Annotated in this window: 20 protein-coding genes; 9 read left to right on the top strand and 11 right to left on the bottom strand. The window is 68.3% G+C overall.

The window, feature by feature from the left end:
* The first annotated feature begins 91 nt into the window (after positions 1–91).
* Positions 92–709 carry a LysE family translocator gene (locus tag LRS14_RS18870; RefSeq protein WP_257800640.1) on the top strand — a complete coding sequence of 206 codons (618 nt, stop codon included), beginning with the start codon at positions 92–94 and terminating at the stop codon, positions 707–709.
* Here the strand turns inward: LRS14_RS18870 and LRS14_RS18865 are convergent.
* Positions 696–1724 (bottom strand): LysR family transcriptional regulator, encoded by a 1029-nt coding sequence (locus tag LRS14_RS18865; protein WP_257800639.1) that lies wholly within the window; start codon positions 1722–1724, stop codon positions 696–698. The two genes, LRS14_RS18870 and LRS14_RS18865, sit on opposite strands and share 14 nt — an antisense overlap.
* Before the next feature lie 292 nt (positions 1725–2016).
* Between LRS14_RS18865 and LRS14_RS18860 the strand changes: the two genes are divergently transcribed.
* Positions 2017–3855: a tannase/feruloyl esterase family alpha/beta hydrolase gene (locus tag LRS14_RS18860; RefSeq protein ID WP_257800638.1), complete on the top strand. Its 1839-nt coding sequence runs from the start codon at positions 2017–2019 to the stop codon at positions 3853–3855.
* Positions 3856–3863: 8 nt separating this feature from the next.
* Here LRS14_RS18860 and LRS14_RS18855 read toward each other — a convergent pair whose 3' ends face one another.
* Complete coding sequence (locus tag LRS14_RS18855; protein ID WP_257800637.1) at positions 3864–4391, bottom strand: hypothetical protein; 528 nt, start codon at positions 4389–4391, stop codon at positions 3864–3866.
* A 373-nt stretch (positions 4392–4764) separates the two neighbouring features.
* Here LRS14_RS18855 and LRS14_RS18850 point away from each other — a divergent pair, with 373 nt between their 5' ends.
* From LRS14_RS18850 to LRS14_RS18840, 3 genes are all read left to right on the top strand, one after another.
* Positions 4765–5367 (top strand): rhomboid family intramembrane serine protease, encoded by a 603-nt coding sequence (locus tag LRS14_RS18850; protein ID WP_257800636.1) that lies wholly within the window; start codon positions 4765–4767, stop codon positions 5365–5367.
* Positions 5368–5508: 141 nt separating this feature from the next.
* Positions 5509–5742 carry a hypothetical protein gene (locus LRS14_RS18845; protein ID WP_257800635.1) on the top strand — a complete coding sequence of 78 codons (234 nt, stop codon included), beginning with the start codon at positions 5509–5511 and terminating at the stop codon, positions 5740–5742.
* 39 nt (positions 5743–5781) lie between these two features.
* Positions 5782–6309 carry an ankyrin repeat domain-containing protein gene (locus tag LRS14_RS18840; RefSeq protein WP_257800634.1) on the top strand — a complete coding sequence of 176 codons (528 nt, stop codon included), beginning with the start codon at positions 5782–5784 and terminating at the stop codon, positions 6307–6309.
* A 9-nt stretch (positions 6310–6318) separates the two neighbouring features.
* Here LRS14_RS18840 and LRS14_RS18835 read toward each other — a convergent pair whose 3' ends face one another.
* Positions 6319–7125: a M15 family metallopeptidase gene (locus LRS14_RS18835; RefSeq protein ID WP_257800633.1), complete on the bottom strand. Its 807-nt coding sequence runs from the start codon at positions 7123–7125 to the stop codon at positions 6319–6321.
* 2 nt (positions 7126–7127) lie between these two features.
* Positions 7128–8093: a hypothetical protein gene (locus LRS14_RS18830; RefSeq protein ID WP_257800632.1), complete on the bottom strand. Its 966-nt coding sequence runs from the start codon at positions 8091–8093 to the stop codon at positions 7128–7130.
* Positions 8094–8201: 108 nt separating this feature from the next.
* Between LRS14_RS18830 and LRS14_RS18825 the strand changes: the two genes are divergently transcribed.
* On the top strand, positions 8202–9197 hold the full coding sequence (locus tag LRS14_RS18825) for a CaiB/BaiF CoA-transferase family protein (protein WP_257800631.1): 996 nt from the start codon (positions 8202–8204) through the stop codon (positions 9195–9197).
* 94 nt (positions 9198–9291) lie between these two features.
* Positions 9292–10038 (top strand): hypothetical protein, encoded by a 747-nt coding sequence (locus LRS14_RS18820; protein WP_257800630.1) that lies wholly within the window; start codon positions 9292–9294, stop codon positions 10036–10038.
* Here the strand turns inward: LRS14_RS18820 and LRS14_RS18815 are convergent.
* Positions 10035–11069, bottom strand: a complete 1035-nt coding sequence (locus tag LRS14_RS18815) for an aliphatic amidase (RefSeq protein ID WP_257800629.1) — start codon at positions 11067–11069, stop codon at positions 10035–10037. The two genes, LRS14_RS18820 and LRS14_RS18815, sit on opposite strands and share 4 nt — an antisense overlap.
* Positions 11070–11491: 422 nt before the next feature.
* Between LRS14_RS18815 and LRS14_RS18810 the strand changes: the two genes are divergently transcribed.
* A complete protein-coding gene (locus LRS14_RS18810; protein WP_257800628.1) occupies positions 11492–12586 on the top strand; it encodes a ParA family protein in 1095 nt (364 codons plus the stop codon).
* Between the two features lie 10 nt (positions 12587–12596).
* Positions 12597–13490 carry a RelA/SpoT domain-containing protein gene (locus LRS14_RS18805; RefSeq protein ID WP_257800627.1) on the top strand — a complete coding sequence of 298 codons (894 nt, stop codon included), beginning with the start codon at positions 12597–12599 and terminating at the stop codon, positions 13488–13490.
* A 60-nt stretch (positions 13491–13550) separates the two neighbouring features.
* Here LRS14_RS18805 and LRS14_RS18795 read toward each other — a convergent pair whose 3' ends face one another.
* The 6 genes from LRS14_RS18795 to LRS14_RS18770 all read right to left on the bottom strand — a co-directional run bounded on the left by LRS14_RS18795 (position 13551) and on the right by LRS14_RS18770 (position 20377).
* The gene (locus tag LRS14_RS18795) at positions 13551–14717 is read right to left on the bottom strand and encodes a Gfo/Idh/MocA family oxidoreductase (protein WP_310740855.1); all 1167 of its coding nucleotides are present in this window, start codon (positions 14715–14717) and stop codon (positions 13551–13553) included.
* Positions 14714–15736 (bottom strand): sugar phosphate isomerase/epimerase, encoded by a 1023-nt coding sequence (locus LRS14_RS18790; RefSeq protein WP_257800626.1) that lies wholly within the window; start codon positions 15734–15736, stop codon positions 14714–14716. Before LRS14_RS18790 ends, LRS14_RS18795 begins: the two co-directional genes overlap by 4 nt.
* 4 nt (positions 15737–15740) lie before the next feature.
* Complete coding sequence (locus LRS14_RS18785; RefSeq protein ID WP_257802172.1) at positions 15741–16661, bottom strand: substrate-binding domain-containing protein; 921 nt, start codon at positions 16659–16661, stop codon at positions 15741–15743.
* Between the two features lie 110 nt (positions 16662–16771).
* Positions 16772–17761 (bottom strand): ABC transporter permease, encoded by a 990-nt coding sequence (locus LRS14_RS18780; protein WP_257800625.1) that lies wholly within the window; start codon positions 17759–17761, stop codon positions 16772–16774.
* Positions 17736–19235 (bottom strand): sugar ABC transporter ATP-binding protein, encoded by a 1500-nt coding sequence (locus tag LRS14_RS18775; protein WP_257800624.1) that lies wholly within the window; start codon positions 19233–19235, stop codon positions 17736–17738. The genes LRS14_RS18780 and LRS14_RS18775 overlap by 26 nt, the downstream gene beginning before the upstream one ends.
* Positions 19232–20377, bottom strand: coding sequence for an ROK family protein (locus tag LRS14_RS18770; protein WP_257802171.1), 1146 nt, complete (start codon positions 20375–20377; stop codon positions 19232–19234). Before LRS14_RS18770 ends, LRS14_RS18775 begins: the two co-directional genes overlap by 4 nt.
* Between the last annotated feature and the right edge of the window lie 239 nt (positions 20378–20616).

Raw genomic sequence — 20616 nt, 5'->3', positions numbered from 1 at the left:
TTCGGCGCTGCCTAAGGGCCTGTTCGGCCGCGGCGGCTTCCCGCGCCGGCGGGCGCCGCCTAGCATGGCCGCCAGGCAATGAAAGGCGGCGATGCAGGCATGGTGGATGTATGCGGCGGTGGTCACCGCGGTGGTGTTCTCGCCCGGGCCGATGACGCTGTTTGCCATGGCCAATGCCATGTCGCACGGCCGGCGCGCGGCACTGGTGGGCATCCTGGGCGGCAGCACCGCCTACCTGGGGCACCTGGCCATCGTCTATGCCTCGCTGGCCACCATCGCCGGCTGGAGCGCCGGCACGCTGCGCGCAGTGCGGGTGGCCGGCGGCTGCTACTTCCTGTGGATGGCCTGGCGGCAGTGGCGGGCGCCGGGTCTGGCGGCGCCTTCGCCCAACGCCGCGGCGGCGGCGACGCCGGCGGGCGGCCTGGGCCGCATCTGGCTGCGCGGCTTCCTCATCGCGGCCACCAATCCGAAGGCCATCCTGTTCTTCGCGGCGCTGTTCCCGCGCTTCATCGACGTGCAGCGGCCCTACACCGGGCAGTTCCTGCTGCTGGGCGCCACCTACCTGGCCATCCAGTTCGTCAGCAATGCCAGCTACGGCGTGGCCGGCAGCGCCTTGATGTCCGCCCTGCGCCGCCGCGGCCGCGAGCGCTGGCTGCCGCGGCTGCTGGCGGTGGTGTTCGCCGCCATCGGCCTCGTCATGCTGGCGTGATGGCGCGCAGCCGCCGCAGCAGGAAGGCCACCAGCTGCTTCTGCAGCGGGCCGGCGCGCACATAGGGCTCGATCAGGTACAGGTCCAGCGAAGGCAGCCTGTAGCCCGGCAGCAGCGGCTGCAGCCGCCCGGCGGCAAGGTCGGGCTGCACCATGTCCAGCGGCAGCACCGCCACGCCCAGGCCGGCACGCACCGCCTGCAGCAGCGCGCCGGCGGTGTTCACGCTGTGGCGCACGGGCACCTGCTGCACCAGCGTGCGGGCCGCGGCCTTGCCGCGCGCCGCTGCCGCACGAAAGCGCCAGTCGGAAGCCGGCAGCGCCCAGTCGCGCGCCAGGTCGACCTTGATGTCCAGGCAATGCAGGCCCGCCAGGTCGGCGGGCGTGGCGGGCGGCGCCGGCAGCGCGGCCAGGTAGCCGGCAGCGGCGCACAGCACCTGCGGGCGCTGCAGCACCCGCCGCGCCACATGGGCATAGGGCGGCAGGACCTCGTCGGCGAACAGCCGGTGCTGGCGGAACACCAGGTCCACCGGCGTGCGGTTCAGGTCGTGCCAGCGGTTGTCGTATTCCAGGTGGGTGCGCAGGCCGGGATGGCGGGCCATGAACTCCAGCAGCAGCGGCTGCAGCCACTGCTCGCCCACCTGCCCGGGGCAGCTGATGGTGATGCGCGGCGCTGCCTGCCCGGCGCGCAGGCCTTCGGTGAGCGCGGCCAGCGCATCCAGCGGCGCGGCCAGCTCGCGCACCTGGGCCAGCACCAGCTCGCCCAGCTGGTTGGCCTGCATGCCGGCGGCCGAGCGCTTGAACAGCGGCGCACCCAGCCGCTGCTCGATGCCCTTGAGTCGCTGGCTCAGGGAGGCCGGCGCCATGTCCAGCGCCTGCGCGGCGGTGCCCAGCTTGCCGTAGCCGCCCAGCGCCAGCAGCGCCGCCATGTCCTGGGTGGACAGGCCGGCGCCCCAGCGGCGCAGGGCCTGGGCGTCGGGTGCGGCATGCGGCGATGGCGTGGGTGGCGCAGTGGGCATGGTGGTGATGCGGCGGTGCGAGCCTGCCGCTGCCCGCGGCCGTGCTCCGGCGGTAGCGATGCTAGCCGACACGGCGCCGGCCTGCTGCGCTTGTCTAGACAAGTGGCCCGCGTGCCCGCCATCGGAGGCCCCGGCACGCCCCCGGGCGGCCGCCACGTTTGTGCGCAAGCCGCCCCGTCTGCTGGATTACCCGGGCGCGGGCGCCTGCCGGCGGTTCCAGCATGGGTGGGTCCGCCGACCTGGGCGCCACGCAGCGCCACGGCAGCGGCACCCCAGCCACAGGAGACACACCATGCATGCAGTACCCGTCGCGCCGCGCCCTCCGGCGCCGTCATGCGCGCCCCGCCACCGCCGCTCGCGCAGCCGTGCCGCTTCCATCACCCTGCTGGCCGCGCTGCTGGCGGCCTGCGGCGGCGACGATGACGACAACGACACGCCCGCCCCCGCGCCGGCCCCGGTGGCGCTGGCCTGCGACGACACGCTCAAGGCGCATGCGCTGGCGGCCGACACCACCATCCTGGACGTGAAGGCCTTTGCCGCCGGCACGCCGCTGACCGCCGCCAACAACGCACCCACGGCCGCGGCCGACCTCTGCCGCGTCAAGCTGGTGGTGGGCCCCGGCAACGCTGGGCCGGCCGATGCGCCCTCCACCTCCAGCGGCATCGGCGTGGAAATCTGGTTGCCGGCCAAGACCGCCTGGAACCAGAAGTACGTGGCCGTGGGCGGCGGCGGCTGGCAGGGCGGCACCGCCACCAAGGACCCCGCCGCCGTGGCCAGCACGCTGGCCGCGCAGATGGCCGGCGGCGGCTACGTCAGCTCCTTCACCGACACCGGGCATGACAAGGGCGGCAGCAGCGGCAGCTTCGGCATGCTGCCCGACGGCAGCATCAACCAGGTGCTGCTGAAGGACAACGCCGAGCGCTCCCTGGTGGAGATGGCGGCCAAGAGCAAGGCGCTGGCCGCGGCCTACTTCGGCGGCCAGCCCGCACGCAACTACTGGCTGGGCTGCTCCACCGGCGGCCGGCAGGGCATGATGATGGCGCAGCGCCATCCCGAGGTGTTCGACGGCATCGTGGCCGGCGCGCCCGCCTTCAACTGGGACCGCTTCCACCCCGCGCAGATGTGGCCGCAGGTGGTGATGCAGCAGGACCTGGGCGGCCCCATCGCCACGGCCAAGCTCACGGCTGCCACCAGCGCCGCGGTGGCCGCCTGCGGCAGCAGCCTCACCGGCCAGGCCGACGGCTTCATCGAGCAGCCCGGCCGCTGCACCTACGACCCCGCGCAGGACATGGCCCTGCTGTGCACCACCGATGGCGGCAGCAACAACACCGCCACCTGCCTGACGCGGGCCGAGGCGGGCGCGCTCAACAAGATCTGGCATGGCCCCACCGCCAGCGGCGAGGTGCCCGCGCCGGCACGCGACAACGGCTTCAACCCGGTGCTGCAGCCGGGCCAGCTCTGGTACGGCCTGACCCGCGGCACCAACCTGGCCTCCCTGGCTGGCGCAATGCCCTTCGGCACCGGGGCCGACCATGTGGCCATCGTGATGCAGGATCCCAGCTACGGCAGCACCGGCTTCGTCAATGCCACCGGCACCGGCCAGAACCGCGTGCGGGAGCTGACCTACGGCGGCAGCAACTCCTGGTACGGCATGTACAGCCGCTCGGTGGCGCTGACGCATGAGGTGCTGGGCACCGACGACCCCGACCTCTCGGCCTTCAAGGCCCGGGGCGGCAAGCTGGTGATGTTCCATGGACTGTCGGATCCGCTGATCTTCCCGCAGGGCACGCTCAACTACTACGAGCGGCTGGCCAACGAGCAGGGCGGCTATGCGGCGGCGCAGGCCTTTGCGCGGCTGTACATGATGCCGGGCCTGGGCCACTGCAGCGGTGCCGGCACGCCCGGCGCTACGCCGCGCGCACCCAACGGCAACGTGGCCAATCCGCAGCTGGAGTTCTTCTCGATGATGGTGAATTGGGTGGAGAACGGCACCGCCCCGGCCGACGCCCTGCCCGCCACCACGGCCGCCAGCGTGAGCCCGGCGCGCAGCCGCCCGCTGTGCGTGTATCCCAGGCAGGTGAGCTACCTGGGCGGCGACGTGAACGCCGCGGCCAGCTATACCTGCCGCTGACGGGCGTATCAAGCGCCGGCATCAGCCGGCGCGGGTGCCGCCGGTGGGTCCGGCGCATCCACCACCGGCGTGAGGCCCAGGCAGATGTTCGTGCCGCGCGACAGGATGCCGCTCCGCCGCCGGCCTGAATTGTCGCCGCCCGGGTCGACCGCTTCATAACGATCAAACACCTGGGCAAGCTGGCCCTGGAGAATAGCCAACGAAGTGGCATCGGTGGCCGAGCGCTTGGAAAAGAACTGGGTGATGCCCGAAGACACCGTGCCCGCGCTGCCCGCAGAGATGCCCAGGCCCATCAGCACGGTCTTGCCTGGGGCATACGCGGTCACCGAACCGACCAGCGCCAGCAGGCCGCCAATGACATTGGTCCGCGCCTCCGCAGACGCATACCGCTTGCGGTCGCTGTCCAGGGCCTGGAATTTGGCAGTGCAGAGTGCTTGAAGCTTCTCGTACTGCGCGGTCAGTTCGACCTCCACATCGTCCCTGGCCTGAATGCGCTGAAGCACCAGCGCCTGGGCACTGACCAGTTCGTCCCTCAAGGTGTTGAGGCTCGGTAGCCGGTCGACTCCCGGCGACTCTGTTGTGGATGCCGGTGCCGGTGCCGGTGCTGATGCCGCTGCTGGTGCTGGTGCTGCTCCCCGCACAACCTCAGGCGTCTGCGCCTGAACGGCCATCGAGCCGCACGCCAGTTGGCCCGCGGCCATCACCCCCCGAGAATGCACTTATGTCCGCTTCGCATGGTTCGCCCCTCCTTGTCGTTGGAATCACAGCATGCGTCGTGCGCCGGTTTCCAGCCTCCGCATGCTTGCGGATGCACCAGCCGCGGGACTCGCCTACGCGGAAGCAGCGCGCGTGCGGCCGGGAGGCCCCGATTGCTAGAGTGCGTGGATGAATCCAGACACCCTCGCAGCCGTGACCAGCGCCCCAGCCGCCGCCCTGCTGCTGGCCACCATCGCGGTAGTCAGCCTGCTGGGCCTGTACAAGATGCCGCGGCTGGTCGAGCGCCACCTGCTGCGCCCGCACGGCCTGGCCCGGCGCGGCGACTGGCACACGCTGGTCACCAGCGGCTTCATCCATGCCGACCTGCCGCACCTGGTGTTCAACGGCTTCACCTTCTGGGCCTTCGGCTTCGGGCTGGAGCGGCACCTGGGCACGCCGCTGTTCGTGGCGCTGTATGCCTTCGGCCTGCTGGCCAGCAGTCTGGCCACCTGGCTCATCCACCGCCACCAGCCGGGCTATGCCAGCCTGGGCGCCTCCGGCGCCATCCTGGCGGTGCTGTTCGCGTCCATCGTGGTGTTTCCCGACGCGTCGCTGTTCATCCTGCCGATCCCGGTGCCCATTCCGGCGCCGCTGTTCGCGCTCGGCTACCTCGGCTTCAGCCTGTATGCGGGGCGCAACCGCATCGGCCGGGTGAACCACGATGCCCATGTGGCCGGCGCGGTGGCCGGCGTGCTGTTCATGGCGGTGGTGTCGCCGGGCGCCATCGGCCATGCGGTGCAGAGCTGGTTGCGGTAAATCCGGGCTTTGCGGCCGGGCCGTGCAGGCGTAGAACCGGCGGGCGGCGCGCGTGGGCAGGTACATCGCTTGCCGCAACGCCACCCCGCGCACCGGCAGCGGCGCGCGGCCGTTCTTCCATCTCATGAAGGAACAAGCGCCATGGACAAGCAACTGCACCTGCTGGAATCGTTCCAGGCCCGCGGCTCCGACGGCAGCCACTACAAGGTGATGGGCTACGAGCACCTGGTACGCGACCCGTCGCTGAACCTGGGCAACGAGCAATGGGAGCCCACCGGGCTGACCGAATACCGGCTGGAGGACGGCCGGCTGGTCAAGCCGGAGCGCGACGGCTCCCTGCGCATCGACGGCTCGGGCGTCACCCTCAGCCGCTGAGCCGGGCCGGCGCGGGCACGGCGGGTGCCGGAGGTGGGCATGAGCACGACGACGACCACCTCCCCTCCCCCTCTCGACGAAGCGGTGCTGGACGCGCTGCGCGAGGTGTTCCATGCCGCGCGCCAGGGCGACGCGGCCCACATCGCGCCGCTGCTCAAGGCCGGGCTGCCGCCCAACCTGCGCAACGACAAGGGCGACACCCTGCTGATGCTGGCCGCCTATCACTGCCATGCGCCGGTGGTGCAGCTGCTGCTGGACCACGGCGCGGACGCCGAGCTGCGCAACGACAAGGGCCAGTCGCCCCTGGGCGCCGCCGCCTTCAAGGGCGCGCAGGACGTGGTGGAACTGCTGCTGTCCCACGGCGCCCAGGTGGACGCCACCGGCGCCGACGGCCGCACCGCGCTCATGTTCGCCGCCATGTTCAACCGCACGGCCATGGTGCAGCGGCTGCTGCAGGCCGGCGCCGACCCCGGCCGACGCGACGCCGCCGGCATGACGGCCGGGGAGCTGGCGGAGAAGATGGGGGCGGGAGAGACGGCGGGCCTGCTCGCGCCGAACGCGGCCTGAGCGGCCGCGTCACGCGGGCGCCAGGCCCGGCCGCTGCAGCGCGGCCAGCACCGGCGCGCCGTCGTGGCCGGCCTGCTGCCAGCGGTCGGCCGAGGCTTCCATGTTGTCCAGCCAGGCGGCATCGCCGCTGGCCATCAGCGTGGGGCCGGCGGCGTCCTCCAGGCTCACCGGCCACTCCACATGCGGTGCTTCCCACGACAGGGTGCGCAGCCCCGCCGCGGCAGCGTGCTGGCGCAGCAGCGCCCAGTGCGCCGCAAGCGGCCCGCTGTCGCGCCAGCTCCATTGACCGTCGATGAACAGCACCAGGTCCGCAGCCAGGCCGTACTGGTGCATCGATCGCCAGGGCGGCGCCTTGGTCACGATGCTGCCGGGGCGGGTGCGGCCCTGGTCGTACAGCCACTTCTGGCGCTCCGGCGTGCGGTAGGACTCGAACACGCGGAATGGCGCGCCGGCCTGGGCCAGCGACGCCAGCAGGCCCGCCACCGCCTGCCGGAAGCGGGGGTGGAGCAGCGCCAGGTCGCTCTGCCGCGCCGATGGCTGGGTGATGGGCACCGGCGCCGGCGCAGGCGGCGAGGTGGGCACCGGCCGATCACCCGCTGCCATTGCACCGGCATCCGGCACGCTGCGCAGGTATTGCGCATTCGCGTGGCCAAGCCGGCCCTGGTAGGCCACCGCCAGCCAGCCGGCCTGGGTGGCCGGCGCGCCGGTGTCGGTGCACAAGTCGCCCTGCTTCATCACCGCGACGATGGGCGAGCCCACCTGTGGCGCCACCCGCAGATTGAGTGCGGTGGCCGTCACCTGCCAGGTGGACAGCATGCTCAGCCCTTGGCCACGCGGCTCTGCGCCGCGGCCAGGTCCTGCTGCAGCGACTGCAGCTGGGCGGCCAGCTGCCTGCTGCGCTGGTCCACCTGCTCGAAGGTGGCACTGCCGCTCACCGCGTCCTTGGACAACGCGTCCAGACTGGCGCGCTCATCCTTCAGCTTCTTCAAGGCGGCCTGCAAGGCGCTCACCACGCGGGCCAGCTCCTCCGCGGTGCCGCTGGTGGGCTCCTGCCCGGCCAGGCCAGCGATGCCGGCTTCCGCCTTGCCGATCGCGTCGTCCAGTCGCTTGAGCTCCTGCTCGGTCACACGCGGCATCACGCCGCCCAGCCCGCCGCCGCCCGACATGCCCTTGGCCATCGCCTCCACGCTGCGGCTGCCGAAGTAGAAGCTCACCACCGACGTCACCAGCGTGATCAGCGCGGTGATGATCTGCTTCTGCGATTCCTGCGCCGCGGCCGGTGTTTCGCGCGTCAGGGCATAGATGCTCAGCGAGGTGCCCTGCACGCCGGAAGCGGCACCGGCCACCGCCAGCAGGCCGGCCTTTTCATAACGCTCGATCTCGGCCCGGGCCTGCGCCGGGTCGGTCAGCACCACCGTGGCCAGCGGCTGCGTGGCCGGCTTGATCGTGGGCCCCTCGCCCGACAAGGCCTGCAGACCGAAGACCGCGAACAGCACCATCACGCCGATGGCCAGCATCGACCGCACCGAGCCCGCCGGCAGCCCGAAGGCTTCGTCCTTGGCGGCCAGGCCCAGCCAGGTGAACACCACCGCCATCAGCGCCAGCGCCGCGCCGAAGATCACCAGCATGCCGACGAACCAGAACGGGTTGCCGCGGATGCTGGCGTAGGTGGGCAGCGTGAGCACCAAGGTGAAGCCGAACACCAGCAGCAGCAGCCCGATGGCCACCCACACGCCGGTGCGGCGCTGGTCGCCGCCGGGGTTGTACCTGCCGTTGCCCTCCATGGCGCGCCCCTCCAGGTTGTAATGCCGGCAGCCTAGACAGCCGCCGCCGCGCGGGCGTCCTCACACTTGTGGACATGCTGCGCGACCACATCCCTAATAGCAGCGCCCATGTCCTCTTCCCCCACCCTCTCCACCATCCGCCTCATCGAGTTCGAGGGCCTCGGCCCCGGCCCGCTGGCCGGCCGCATGCTGGCCGACCTGGGTGCGCAGGTGAAGCTGATCGCCCGGCCCGTCCAGGGCGCAGTGAGCGCGCAGCTCGGCGGCGACGAGGCGCACAACCCGCTGCGCCGCGGCAAGCAGGTGGTGGTGCTGGACCTGAAGCAGCCCGCCGACCGCGACCGCGCCATCGAGCTGGTGATGGGCGCGGATGCGCTGATCGAAGGCCAGCGCCCCGGCGTGATGGAACGGCTGGGCCTGGGACCCGAGGTGTTCGCGCAGCGGCACCCGCGGCTGGTGTACGGCCGCATGACCGGCTGGGGCCAGACCGGCCCCCTGGCCCGCGTGGCCGGCCATGACCTGAACTACGTGGCGCTGACCGGGCTGCTCAGCCTCTCGGCCCGGCCGGGCCAGCTGCCCATGGTGCCGCCCACGGTGCTGGGCGATGGCGCCGGCGCGCTGGGCCTGGCCTTCGGCATCGTGTGCGCGCTGCTGGAAGCGCGGCACACCGGCCGGGGCCGGGTGGTGGATGCGGCCATCGTCGACATCGTGCAGAGCCTGGGCGGCATCGCCCACTGGATCCACGCCAATGGCCAGCTGGGCAACGGCCCGGGCGCGCCGCCCAGCCCGTTCCACGATTCACCGTTCTACGACGTGTATGCCTGCGCCTGCGGCGGCCAGGTGACGGTGGCGGCGCTGGAGCCGCCCTTCTATGCGCTGCTGCTGAACAAGCTGGGCCTGACCGACGTGGACCCGGCCCGCCAGTACGAGACGGCCGACTGGCCGGCGCTGAAGGCGCGCTTCACCGCGCTGTTTGCCAGCCGCAGCCGGGACGAGTGGTGCGCGCTGCTGGAAGGCACCGACGTGTGCTTTGCGCCGGTGCTGGGCATGGTTGAAGCGGCGGCGCATCCGCACAACGCGGCGCGGCGCAGGCCGCAGGGCACTTAGGCGGTCGGGCGGCACGCGGCCATCCGCACATTCACTGCTTGGTGCCGGTGCCGCCGTGCCTAGCATCGTGCACCCCCACATTGCCGGAGGCACCATGCCCACTTTGAAGAAGCTGTACAGCGACCACGGCAGCAGCCAGAACCGCGACGGCCTCTGGTTCCCCGATCACGACAGCAACATGGAGTGGAGCGAGGTGCAGCGGCTGGTGCTGGACACCATCGGCCTGCTGACCGGCGGCGCCTTCGATGACACCGAGCCGGTGCAGCGGCCTTTCAAGCGCCTGCTGGACGCACTGGCCTCGCCCGACGAGGTGATCAGCGTCGACAAGGGCATCCATCAGCGCGTGGAAGACCCGCACATCACGCTCACCATCCCGGGCGACGAGTTCAACGACGAGTACGAGTTCCACCTGCACCTGTCGGCCGAGATGATCGACCGCAGCTATGCCGACGGCACGAAATCGCGCATGTTCGTGTGGAAGGCGGTGAAGGTGTCGCTGTTCGTGGCCACCCACGCCAAAGGCGGCAAGGTTTACGCCTCACACCCGCCAGGCACCGTGCCGCGCACCGTCGGCCGTGCACGTGGCTACAGCATCACCGAAGGACAGATCGAGGTGCATGTGCAGCGCAAGAACAAGGAGCTGGCCGACAAGGCCGAAGCGGAACGGCTGGAAGAAGAGCGCAAGAAGGCGGAGATGGCCGCGCTGCTGGAAAAGACCGAAGACAAGTACCCTTCGCTGGGCGGCGCGGTGTTCAACAAGGCGCCGCTCAAGCCAGGCTGGGGCAAGGGGCCGGCCAACAAGCCGGGCGGGCTCGCGCGCGGGAACAGGCCGGGGTTCTAGCCGACGCTGCGCGGGTTCGGAATGCCCTCGATCGGGCATTCCTCGGTGCCTACCATCGGCCGTGTGATCGCCTCCACCGCGGCGCGCGCGGCGGCGGGGTCGGCCACCCACTGGCGGTAGAAGTCGTAGGGGCAGTCGGCCAGGCCGCGGTCGCCGTCGTCGGAGTTGATGAGGCCGGTGTAGCCGCGGTGCAGCAGCTTGAAGAGGTGGTTTTCCGACTGCGCGTTCTTGCGGAAGTCGCGGATCAGGTGCTTGCTGAGCGCTGCGTACTGGATGCCGTTGTCTTCCTCGCCGCATTCACCCAGCGTGCGGCCGTCGAAGCCGATCACCGCGCTGTGGCCGAAGTAGCTGTACACGCCGTCGAAGCCGGCCGCATTGGCCACCGCCACATAGCAGTTGTTGGCCCAGGCCATGCTCTTGGCCATCATCACCTGCTGGTCCTTGGCCGGGTACATGTAGCCCTGGCAGCGCACGATGAGTTCGGCGCCCTTCATCGCGCAGTCGCGCCAGATCTCGGGGTAGTTGCCGTCGTCGCAGATCATGAGGCTGACCTTCAGGCCCTTGGGCCCGTCGCTCACATAGGTCTGGTTGCCCGGGTACCAGCCCTCGATGGGCACCCACGGCATGATCTTGCGGTACTTCTGGACGATCTCGCCCTGGTCGTTCATCAAGATCAGCGTGTTGTATGGCGCCTTGCGCGGGTGCTGCTCGTGGCGCTCGCCGGTGAGCGAGAACACGCCCCACACCTTGGCCCGCCGGCAGGCGTCGGCAAACACGGCCGTCTCCTCGCCCGGGATGGTGGCCGCGGTATCGAACATCTCCTGCGGGTCGTACATGATCCCGTGGGTGCTGTACTCCGGAAAGATCACCAGATCCAGCCCCGGCAGCCCGCGCTTCATGCCGACGACCATCTCCGCGATGGCCCGCGCGTTGGCCAGCACTTCCGCCGTGCTGTGCAGGCGGGGCATCTTGTAGTTGACGACGGCGACACCGACGGTGTCGCTGCTGCTGGAGATGTCGCCGTGGTTCATGGGGGCTCCTGCTGCTCGTGGCGTGGAATGAAGGCATTGGGCGGCGGGCGTTGCGGCCCGGGAATACGTTGGATGACGTATCCCCGAGCGAGAGGCCTGCATTTCGGAGCGGCTTGCAGCAAGGTACAAGAGCAGGTCCGTAAAGGACGAGTGCCTTCGCACAATCGCGCTGCTGGTCGTAGTCAAGGTCCTCCCGTGAATACGGCTGACCACCCGCATCGGGGAACCTTCTGCCTACATGGGTCGGCAGCCTTCCTGCAAAGCTGCCGCGCGGGAATGACGATCCAACGTCGACTGCCTGATGTCTATAACGCTAGGTCAGAGCGTCAACAAGTAAGGTGGCACGCCGAGCATGGCACCAAGGGGTATATTGCGAACACACATGCCCCGCCACATTGATACAAATATACTTCGGAGGACAGATGAAGACAATTTCCGTTTTCAACAACAAGGGTGGCGTCGGAAAAACCACTTTGACGTTCCATCTGGCACATGCGCTTGCACAACTGGGTCATAAGACGCTAATCATTGACCTAGATCCTCAGTGCAACCTAACCATTTTAGGGCTGCCTGAAGAAACATTAGATGAGGTTTGGCAGGCTGAAGAAGCTTTCATCGACGACTTCAAGGCTGCGCGTGATAACTTGCCGAAGAAAGAACTCGACGGACTCATTACCTCGCCGCGTTCAATTCATTTTCTCCTTAAACCCACCGAAGACGGAATTTCGGATCTCGATCACATATCGCCGCCATTCGAAATAGCCAAAAACTTGCACCTTATCCCGGGCCGCTTGACCATGCATCTGTACGAGGATGCCATCGCAAGGCGTTGGAGCGACGTTTATCAAGGTGATCCTCTGGCAGTGCGTACTGTGACCCGCCCGCGGCAGATTGCAGAGGCCTATGCAAAGGCATATAAGTATGACTTTGTCATCATGGATACCTCGCCCAGCCTTGGCACACTCAACAAAGTAATCATCTCTACGGCTGACGGGTTTTTGATTCCCTGTATGCCGGACATGTTCTCGCAATATGGCATTAAAAACATTGGGAACGCGCTCACAACCTGGAAGAAACAATTCGAAACCATATACCATCTGCTGTCGACAGAAAAACGAAAACAATTTCCAAAGAATTTTGTTCGACTGCTTGGTTACACGATCTACAACGCCAAGAAGTACTCGGGTAAGCCACTAGATCTAGCAACGGCGCACTACAATTTTGCCGTGCAAATTCCTGAGGCAATCCGTGATTACATAAGCCCCGATATCCGTTCCCACCTGAGTGGAGAGGTTTCCGACAAGCCCATCGGTGGGACGGCCATCATGCACACGCACAACACGCTACCATCAATGGCGCAAAAGTATCACACGCCAATGTGGCGGGTACCGTTTGCAACATTGGACTCATCCGACACCACAACCATACTGGGCAACCGTGGTACCTACGAGGCGACTAGGGATAAATATTTCGAATTTGCGAAGGATCTCCTCTCGCGCACTTCGTCTCTGGACTGAGGGTCGCGCTATGCAAGACGCAGCCCTTACGGATGCGGCTCTTAGAGCCTTCGACGAAATGAACCATGAGCTTCGCATCTTCATGTCAAACGTCAGGACGTGGTTTGAGACACATCCAACTCTAATAGCAGGCAATACTCCGCTTGTCCACTCAGTCAAGTCACGCCTTAAAGATAGGGAACACCTGCGCGCTAAGATCGAGAAAAAGTCCCGTCCCGACAATTTGATTGATGGCAGCAATTTAGGACAGAGAGTCACTGACCTTGCGGGGGTTCGAGTCCTACACCTTCACCAAGAACAACTTACCCACATTCATGCGGAGATTGAACGCAAGATCGCACACCGGGGCGACTGGGTGCTTCACGAACCGCCGCGTGCATACACATGGGATCCTGAAAGAAAGAGCTTCTATGAGGCCATTGGTTTTCAGGTTCATCTGAAGCCTTCCTCCTATACCAGCGTGCACTACACTGTTCGCCCGAGGCAAGATTCGCCTCTGTGCTGCGAGATCCAAGTCCGAACCTTATTTGAAGAGATTTGGGGCGAGGTAGACCATGCGCTCAACTATCCGGATGCGACAGACAGCGTGGCGTGCAGGGAACAGCTTTTGGTGCTCGGAAAAGTCGTAGGCGCAGGCAGCCGACTTGTCGATTCCATCTACAGAACAGTTGCGGCGGAACCGTCTCCAATTGTTCAACCCGAACAACCTTCGGTGGCCCCAGCAGAATCCGTCCGCACAGTGGTGTATGCGCCAGTGGTACCTGCAGTTTCATCCGGCATCAACACAGGCCGAGACGCAGAGACGATCCATAGTGATGTCGCGCCACCTGCCAACGGTGTCGCGAATCAAACGCAGCCAGCAGGACTGATGGGCAACGAGAGTCACCAAGGTTCTGGGAGTTAGATGAGACGATTGAATTAAGCGCCTTCGCTTTCGCGCGCTGACTGGATAATTTTTTCTGAGTTAGTCCCAATATCGCTGGGGTTGTGCGCCGGGGCGATCCACCCACCCCCCGACCCCACCACCCCCTCCACAAACCCGACCCCCCCGCGCCCCGTCCTCCACGCGCGGGTAGTCCGCCACCAGCGGATCAGCGCTCACCCCGTCCAGCCGCGCCCGTATATCCGCCGCCACCCCGCGGTACACGTTGGCAAAGGCCTCGATGAACGCCTCCGGGTGCCCGGCCGGCAGCCGGCACGCCGCCTTCGCCGCCTCGCTCAGCCACGGCGCATTCCGCGTCAGCACCCGCTTCGGCCCATCGGCCGGCGCGTGGATCAGGATGTTGGGCTCCTCCTGCCGCCAGTCCAGATAACCGGCGCTGCCGAACACGCGCAGCCGGATGTCGTTCTCGCAGCCGGCCTCGATCTGCGAGCACAGCAGCACGCCCTTTGCACCGCCCTTGAAGCGCAGCAGGATGCTCGCGTCGTCGTCCAGTTGGCGGCCGGGCACGAAGGTGCTCAGGTCGGCGCAAAGGCTTTCGATCTCCAGGCCGGTCACCGTGGCGATCAGGTGTTCGGCATGGGTGCCGATGTCGCCCACCGCACCGGCTGCGCCACTTCTTGCGGGGTCGGTGCGCCAGTCGGCCTGCTTGCTTTGCACTTGGCTAGACAACCAGCCCTGGTGGTACTCCATCACCACCTTGCGGATGGTGCCGATGGCGCCCTGGCGCACCAGCTCACGCGCCTCGCGCACCATGGGGTAGCCGCTGTAGTTGTAGGTCACGCCGAACACGGTGCCGGCCTGGTGCACGGCCTGCACCAGCTGGGCCGCCTGCTCGCTGGTGTGCACCAGCGGCTTGTCGCACACCACATGGAAACCGGCTTGCACGAAGGCCATCGCCACCGGAAAGTGCAGGTGGTTGGGCGTGACGATGCTCACCGCATGGATGCGCTGCTCGGGCGGGCGCCGCAGCTCGTCGGCCAGCAGTTCCTGCCAGCTGCCGTGGTTGCGGTCGTCGGCCAGGCCCAGGTCGCGGCCTGAGGCCTTCGCCTTCTCGGGCGTGCTGCTCAGGGCGCCGGCCACCAGTTCCCATTGGCCGTCCAGCGCCATCGCATGCCGGTGCACCGCGCCGATGAAGGCGTCGCGGCCACCGCCCACCATGGCCACGCGCAGCTTGTGGGGGGTCGTCATCGTGTGCCCTGCCCTTGGTCGGGTCGGCCGAACACGTCGTCGAAGGCGCCGCCCGCGGGCGGAAAGTCCATGCGGCGGGTGAAGGCGGCGCTTTCGGTCGCGCCATGCACACGGTCCATGCGGCTGTCTTCCCATTCGATGGACAGCGGGCCGCGGTAGCCGATGTCGTTGAGCGCGACGAAGATGGATTCGAAGTCGATCATGCCGCGGCCCACGCTGCGGAAGTCCCAGGTGCGCCGTGCATCGCCGAAGCTGGTGTGCCCGCCGAAGGTACCCACCGTGCCGTCGCCCTTGCCCCACCACACGTCCTTCATGTGCACGTTGTGGATGCGGCCGGGGAAGGTGCGCAGGAAGCGCACATAGTCCACGCCCTGGTAGCCGAAGTGGCTGGGGTCGAAGTTGAAGCCGAAGCGGCGGTGCTGGTTCACTGCCTGCAAGGCCCGCTCGGCGGTGGCGATGTCGAACGCGATCTCGGTGGGGTGCACCTCCAGCGCGAAGTTGACGTCGCACTCGTCGAAGGCCTGCAGGATGGGCGCGAAGCGGCGGCCGAAGTCCTCGTAACCCGCGTCCCAGAAGGCCTGGGTTGTGGGCGGAAAGGCATAGATGGCATGCCAGATGGACGAGCCGGTGAAGCCCGTCACCGTCTTCACGCCGAAGGCCTTGGCGGCCCGCGCGGTGTCGGCCATCTCCAGCGCGGCGCGCTGGCGCACGCCCTCCGGCTCGCCGTCGCCCCACACATGGGCGGGCAGGATCTTCTGGTGGCGCTGGTCGATGAGGTCGCACACCGCCTGGCCCACCAGGTGGTTGCCGATGGCCCAGCACTGCAGGCCATGCTGCTGCAGCAGCTCGCGCTGCTGCTGCACGTAGCCCGGCTCCTTCAGCGCGCGCTGCACGTTGAAGTGGTCGCCGCCGCAAGCCAGCTCCAGGCCGTCGTAGCCCATGCGCCTGGCCAGCGGCGCCAGCTCGGCCAGCGGCAAGTCGACCCACTGGCCGGTGAAAAGCGTGACGGGGCGGGCCATGGTGTCAGAACGGCGAGTTGGGGAAGTAGAAGTCCTTGGCGTTGTCCTTCGTGATCAACACCGAGGGGATGATGGTGGTGGGCGGCAGCTTGTCGCCCTTCAGCCGCGCCTCGGCGGTGAGCTTGATGGCGTCGTAGATGAACTTGGGCGAGTACGACACATTGGCCTGGATGCGCGGGTCCTTGGCGTCCATCAGCGTCTTGACCATGCCCTTGGCACCGGCGCCGCCGAACACCAGCTTGATGTCGGTGCGCTTGGCCTGGTCGATGGCCTTGAGCACGCCCACCGCCATGTCGTCGTCGGCGGCCCACACCGCGTCGATCTGCTTGAAGCGCGTCAGGTAGTCCTGCATCACCTTGAAGGCGTCGTCGCGGTTCCAGTTGGCGTACTTGGCGTCCAGCAGCTTGATGTCGGGGTGCTGCTTCAGCACGCTGTTGAAGGCGTCCATGCGCTCGTTGTCCAGCGTGGTGGCAATGCCGCGCAGCGCCACCACGTTGCCCTTGCCGCCCAGCGCCTTGGCGATGTATTCGGCCGGCACCTTGCCGAAGGCGGTGTTGTCGCCGGCCACGTAGGCGTCCTGCGCGCTGGGGTCGGTCAGGCCGCGGTCCACCACGGTGACGTACACGCCCTTGCCCTTGACCTGCTGCACCGGCTTGGTCAGCGCCGCCGATTCGAACGGGAAGATCACCAGCGCATTGATCTTGTTGGCGGTGACCAGGTCCTGCAGCTGGTTGGCCTGCTCGCCGGCGTTGGCGGCGGTCTTGATCGTCACCTTCAGGTTCTTGTGGGTCTTCTCCAGTTCCTTCTTGGCCTCGTTGGCCCACCAGACGATGCCGCCGGTGAAGCCGTGCGTGGCCGCCGGAATGGCCACGCCCAGGTTCACGTTGGCCGGTGCCTGCGCGCTGGCGCCGGTGGAAAAGGCCATCGCGGCTGCGGCGGCGGTGGCGGCCAGCAGGGCCGTGCGGCGGGTGAAGTGCTGTGTCATGTCTCGTCTCCTCTTGGGGGTTGGAACAAAAGCCCGATGTGCCCGGACTGCTAACGCCGCCGCCTTTGCAGGAAGGCGACCACGATGATCACGAAGCCCTGCACCGCCGCGTTCAGGTACACGCTGATGATGCTGGTGAGGTTGAGGATGTTGCTGATGACCGAGAGCAGGATGGCGCCCACCACCGTGCCGGTGATGCTGCCCGCGCCGCCCTTGAGCGCGGTGCCGCCCACGATCACCGCGGCAATGGCTTCCAGCTCCCACAGCAGGCCGGTGGTGGGCGATGCGCTGCCCAGCCGCGGCACGTACAGCAGCGTGGCGATGCCCACGCACACGCCCAGCAGCATGTAGGTCACCACCTTGATGCGGTCCACGTCCACCGCGGCATACCGGGCCACCTGCTCGTTGGAGCCGATGGCCTGCACATAGCGGCCATAGGCCGTGCGGTTGAGCACCAGCCCGCCCAGCGCGGCCACCGCGATGAACACCCACACCGGCACCGGCACGCCGAACAGCGCGGCGTAGTACACCGGGCTGTAGACGTCGCTCAACGTGTTGTCCAGCGTGATGGCGCCGCCGTTGGAGAAGTAGGTGAGGTACGCGCGGAAGATGCCCAGCGTCCCCAGCGTGACGATGAAGGGCTCGATGCGGCCGCGGGTGATCAGCAGCCCGTGCGCCAGCCCGAACAGCGCGCCCAGCAGCACCGCGAAGCCCATGCCCAGCGCCACCACCGCCACCGGCTGCAGCCCGCGCTCGCCCAGCGCATTCATCAGCAGGATGACGCAGCCGGCGATCAGCGCCGCCATCGAGCCCACCGACAGGTCGATGCCGCCGGAGATGATGACGAAGCACATGCCCACCGCGATGATGCCGATGAAGGCCGTGCGGGTGAGCACGTTCATCAGGTTGTCGAAGCTGGCGAAGTCGCTGTTCAGCAGCGTGCCGGCGATCAGCAGCACCACCAGGCCCACCACCGGGCCCAGGCCATGAAGCCGGCCGGCCGCGGATCGTTTCTCAGTGCTCACGGGTTCCGGTCGCATGCGCGATCAACTCCTCTTCGGTCAATTGCGCGCCCTGCACCACCGCCATCAGGCGGCCGGCACGCATCACGGCCACGCGGTGGCACAAGCCCACCAGCTCCATCAGTTCGGACGACACCACGATCACGCCGCGGCCCTCGCGCGCCAGCGCCTGCACCTGGAAATAGATGTCGCGCTTGGCGCCCACGTCCACGCCGCGGGTGGGCTCGTCCAGCACGATCACCTTGGGGTCAGGGTGCAGCACCTTGGCCAGCGCCAGCTTCTGCTGGTTGCCGCCCGACAACGACGAGGCGGCAATGTCCAGCGAGCCGGTGCGGATGCCGAAGTCCTGCACCGCCTGCTGCATGGCCGCACGCTCGGCCGCGGGCTGCAGCCAGGGCCGGGCATAACGCTCCAGCGCCATCAGCGTCAGGTTTTCCTTCAGGCCGAAGGCCACGTGCAGGCCCTTGCCCTTGCGGTCTTCGCTGAGGTACGTCAGCCCATGGCGGGCGGCATCGCGCGGGCTGCGCAGGCCGGGCACGGCGCGGCCGGCCAGCTCCAGCCGCTGCACGCTGTGCGGGCGCAGGCCCAGCAGGCCTTCGAACAGCTCGGTGCGGCCGGCGCCCACCAGGCCGGCAAAGCCCAGGATCTCGCCGGGCCGCACCTCGAAGCCGATGCCTTCCGCCCAGCCGGGCACCGTCAAGCCCTGCACCTTCAGCAGCGGCGCGGTGGTCTCGGGCGGCGGCGCGTCCTTGGCTGGGTAGAGGTCGCTCAGCTCGCGGCCCACCATCAGGTTGGCCATCTCGCGGCGGGTGACGCTGGCGGTGGGCGCGCGGGTGACGAAGCGGCCGTCGCGCATCACCACGATCTCGTCGGTCACGCGTTCCACTTCATCCAGCTTGTGGCTGATGTAGAGGATGGTCACGCCCTCGTTCTTCAGCCGCGCCATCAGCTGGAACAGGGCTTCGGTCTCGCCGGGCGTGAGCGTGGCGGTGGGCTCGTCCATCACCAGCAGCCGGGCCTTGCGGGCCAGGGCCTTGGCGATTTCCACCAGCTGCTTCTCGGCCACGATCAGGCGGCGCACCGGCGTGTCGGGGCTCACGTCCAGGCCCACCAGCTTCAGCGCCTGCGCGGCCTCGGCGCGCATGGTGGCGTCGTCCAGCAGCCAGCCGCGCTTCTTCTCGTGTCCCAGGAAGATGTTCTGCGCGATGCTCAGGTCTTCCGCCAGGTTGAACTCCTGGTGGATGAGCACGATGCCCGCGGCCTCGGCCTCGCGCGATCCGGCAAAGGCCACCGGCTGGCCGCCGATGCGCAGGGTGCCGCCGCTGGGCTGCTCGTAGCCCGACAGGATCTTCATCAGCGTGCTCTTGCCGGCGCCGTTTTCGCCCAGCAGGCCCACCACGGTGCCGGGCTGCACCTCGAAGCTCACGCCATGCAGCACCTGCACCGGGCCGAAGGCCTTGGTGATGTCGTCGAAGCCGATCTGCAAGCTCATGGACGTGCCCCCGCCAGCATCGCCTGCTGCAGCGCCAGCGCGCCCGCGCCCACCACGCCGGCCTCGTCGCCCAGCGGCGTGTACTGGATCTCCAGGTGCCGGGTGCTCAGCGCCAGGCTGCGGTGGTAGATGCTCTGCCGCACGCTGGCCAGGAACAGCGGGCCGGTGCGGGTGACGCCGCCGCCGATGAACACATGGCTGGGATTGAAGAAGTTGACCACCGAGGCCAGCATCTGGCCGATCAGCGCGCCGGCCTTCTGCACGATGTCGTTGCTGGCTGCATCGCCGGCGCGGCTGGCCTGGGCCACGTCGGCCGGGGTGATGCTGCCGCGCTCGGCCAGCACCTGGGCCAGCATCGGGCTCTTGCCTTCCAGCGCGGCTTCGGTGGCGATGCGGGCGATGGCCGGGCCGGCGGCCATGGCTTCCACGCAGCCCAGGTTGCCGCAGTGGCAGCGCGGGCCCTGGGGGTCGACGCAGATGTGGCCCACGTCGCCGGCCGAGCCGTTGACGCCGCGGTACACCTGGCCCTGGCACACGATGCCGCAGCCGATGCCGGTGCCCACCTTGATGACCACGAAGTTCTTCAGCCCGCGCTGCAGCCGCCACAGCTCGCCCAGCGCCATCAGGTTCACGTCGTTGTCGACGAAGACCGGCGCGGCGTAGTCGGCGCGCAGGTCGTCGCGGATCGAAAAGCCGTCCCATTCGGGCATCAAGGGCGGCGCCACCAGCTGCGCATGCTCGAAGTCCACCGGGCCCGGCACGCCCAGGCCGATGGCCAGCACCTGGCGCGGCGTGGCGCCGCAGCGGGCCAGCAACTCGCGCAGCAGGGCGCGCACGCGGCTCAGCACCAGGCCGGGGCCGCGGCGCACGTCCATCGCCTCGGTGTGGCGCTCGAGGATGCGCAGGTCGGGCGTGAGCACCGCCACGTCCAGCCCGGTGGCGCCCAGGTCCACCGCCAGCACCACGCCCAGGCTGCGGGCAAGGCGCAGGGTCTCGGCCCGGCGGCCGCCGGTGCTGGCCTGCGGGCCGGCTTCTTCCAGCAGGCCCTGCTCCACCAGCGCGGCCACGGCGGCATTGGCGCGGGTGCGGGACAGCTCGGCCCGCGTGGCCAGGGCCTCGCGCGGCAGCCCGGTGGACCACATCACCGCGTCGAGCACGGCCCGTTCGCCACCCGACAACTCGGCCCAAGGGTTCAGCACGACCCGTCCATCCTGCATGTCTCCTGTACTGCATGACCGCTCTTGTGGCCTGGGCCGGCGGCGCTGGCGCATGCTAGGCGCGCCACTTCCGCCTATCAACCACAAACTTCAAACCGTTACGGGTGGAAGCGGGCCCGGGGCGCACGGCCCGGAGGACTGAACCACAATGGACCGCGACCACC

The organism is Aquincola sp. J276 (assembly GCF_024700035.1).
GTDB classification, from domain to species: Bacteria; Pseudomonadota; Gammaproteobacteria; order Burkholderiales; family Burkholderiaceae_C; genus Aquincola; species Aquincola tertiaricarbonis.
The sequence above is the reverse complement of the archived record's forward strand: the minus strand, read 5'-3'. Positions and strand labels throughout refer to the sequence as shown.

Excerpts from the sequence above, each read along its gene's own strand:
- LRS14_RS18870 (WP_257800640.1), top strand. The coding sequence starts at position 92 with ATGCAGGCATGGTGGATGTATGCGGCGGTGGTCACCGCGGTGGTGTTC.
- LRS14_RS18865 (WP_257800639.1), bottom strand. The coding sequence starts at position 1,724 with ATGCCCACTGCGCCACCCACGCCATCGCCGCATGCCGCACCCGACGCC.
- LRS14_RS18860 (WP_257800638.1), top strand. The coding sequence starts at position 2,017 with ATGCATGCAGTACCCGTCGCGCCGCGCCCTCCGGCGCCGTCATGCGCG.
- LRS14_RS18845 (WP_257800635.1), top strand. The coding sequence starts at position 5,509 with ATGGACAAGCAACTGCACCTGCTGGAATCGTTCCAGGCCCGCGGCTCC.
- LRS14_RS18840 (WP_257800634.1), top strand. The coding sequence starts at position 5,782 with ATGAGCACGACGACGACCACCTCCCCTCCCCCTCTCGACGAAGCGGTG.
- LRS14_RS18835 (WP_257800633.1), bottom strand. The coding sequence starts at position 7,125 with ATGCTGTCCACCTGGCAGGTGACGGCCACCGCACTCAATCTGCGGGTG.
- LRS14_RS18830 (WP_257800632.1), bottom strand. The coding sequence starts at position 8,093 with ATGGAGGGCAACGGCAGGTACAACCCCGGCGGCGACCAGCGCCGCACC.
- LRS14_RS18825 (WP_257800631.1), top strand. The coding sequence starts at position 8,202 with ATGTCCTCTTCCCCCACCCTCTCCACCATCCGCCTCATCGAGTTCGAG.
- LRS14_RS18820 (WP_257800630.1), top strand. The coding sequence starts at position 9,292 with ATGCCCACTTTGAAGAAGCTGTACAGCGACCACGGCAGCAGCCAGAAC.
- LRS14_RS18815 (WP_257800629.1), bottom strand. The coding sequence starts at position 11,069 with ATGAACCACGGCGACATCTCCAGCAGCAGCGACACCGTCGGTGTCGCC.
- LRS14_RS18810 (WP_257800628.1), top strand. The coding sequence starts at position 11,492 with ATGAAGACAATTTCCGTTTTCAACAACAAGGGTGGCGTCGGAAAAACC.
- LRS14_RS18805 (WP_257800627.1), top strand. The coding sequence starts at position 12,597 with ATGCAAGACGCAGCCCTTACGGATGCGGCTCTTAGAGCCTTCGACGAA.
- LRS14_RS18795 (WP_310740855.1), bottom strand. The coding sequence starts at position 14,717 with ATGACGACCCCCCACAAGCTGCGCGTGGCCATGGTGGGCGGTGGCCGC.
- LRS14_RS18790 (WP_257800626.1), bottom strand. The coding sequence starts at position 15,736 with ATGGCCCGCCCCGTCACGCTTTTCACCGGCCAGTGGGTCGACTTGCCG.
- LRS14_RS18785 (WP_257802172.1), bottom strand. The coding sequence starts at position 16,661 with ATGGCCTTTTCCACCGGCGCCAGCGCGCAGGCACCGGCCAACGTGAAC.
- LRS14_RS18780 (WP_257800625.1), bottom strand. The coding sequence starts at position 17,761 with ATGCGACCGGAACCCGTGAGCACTGAGAAACGATCCGCGGCCGGCCGG.
- LRS14_RS18775 (WP_257800624.1), bottom strand. The coding sequence starts at position 19,235 with ATGAGCTTGCAGATCGGCTTCGACGACATCACCAAGGCCTTCGGCCCG.
- LRS14_RS18770 (WP_257802171.1), bottom strand. The coding sequence starts at position 20,377 with ATGTGGTCCACCGGGCTGCCGCGCGAGGCCCTGGCCACGCGGGCCGAG.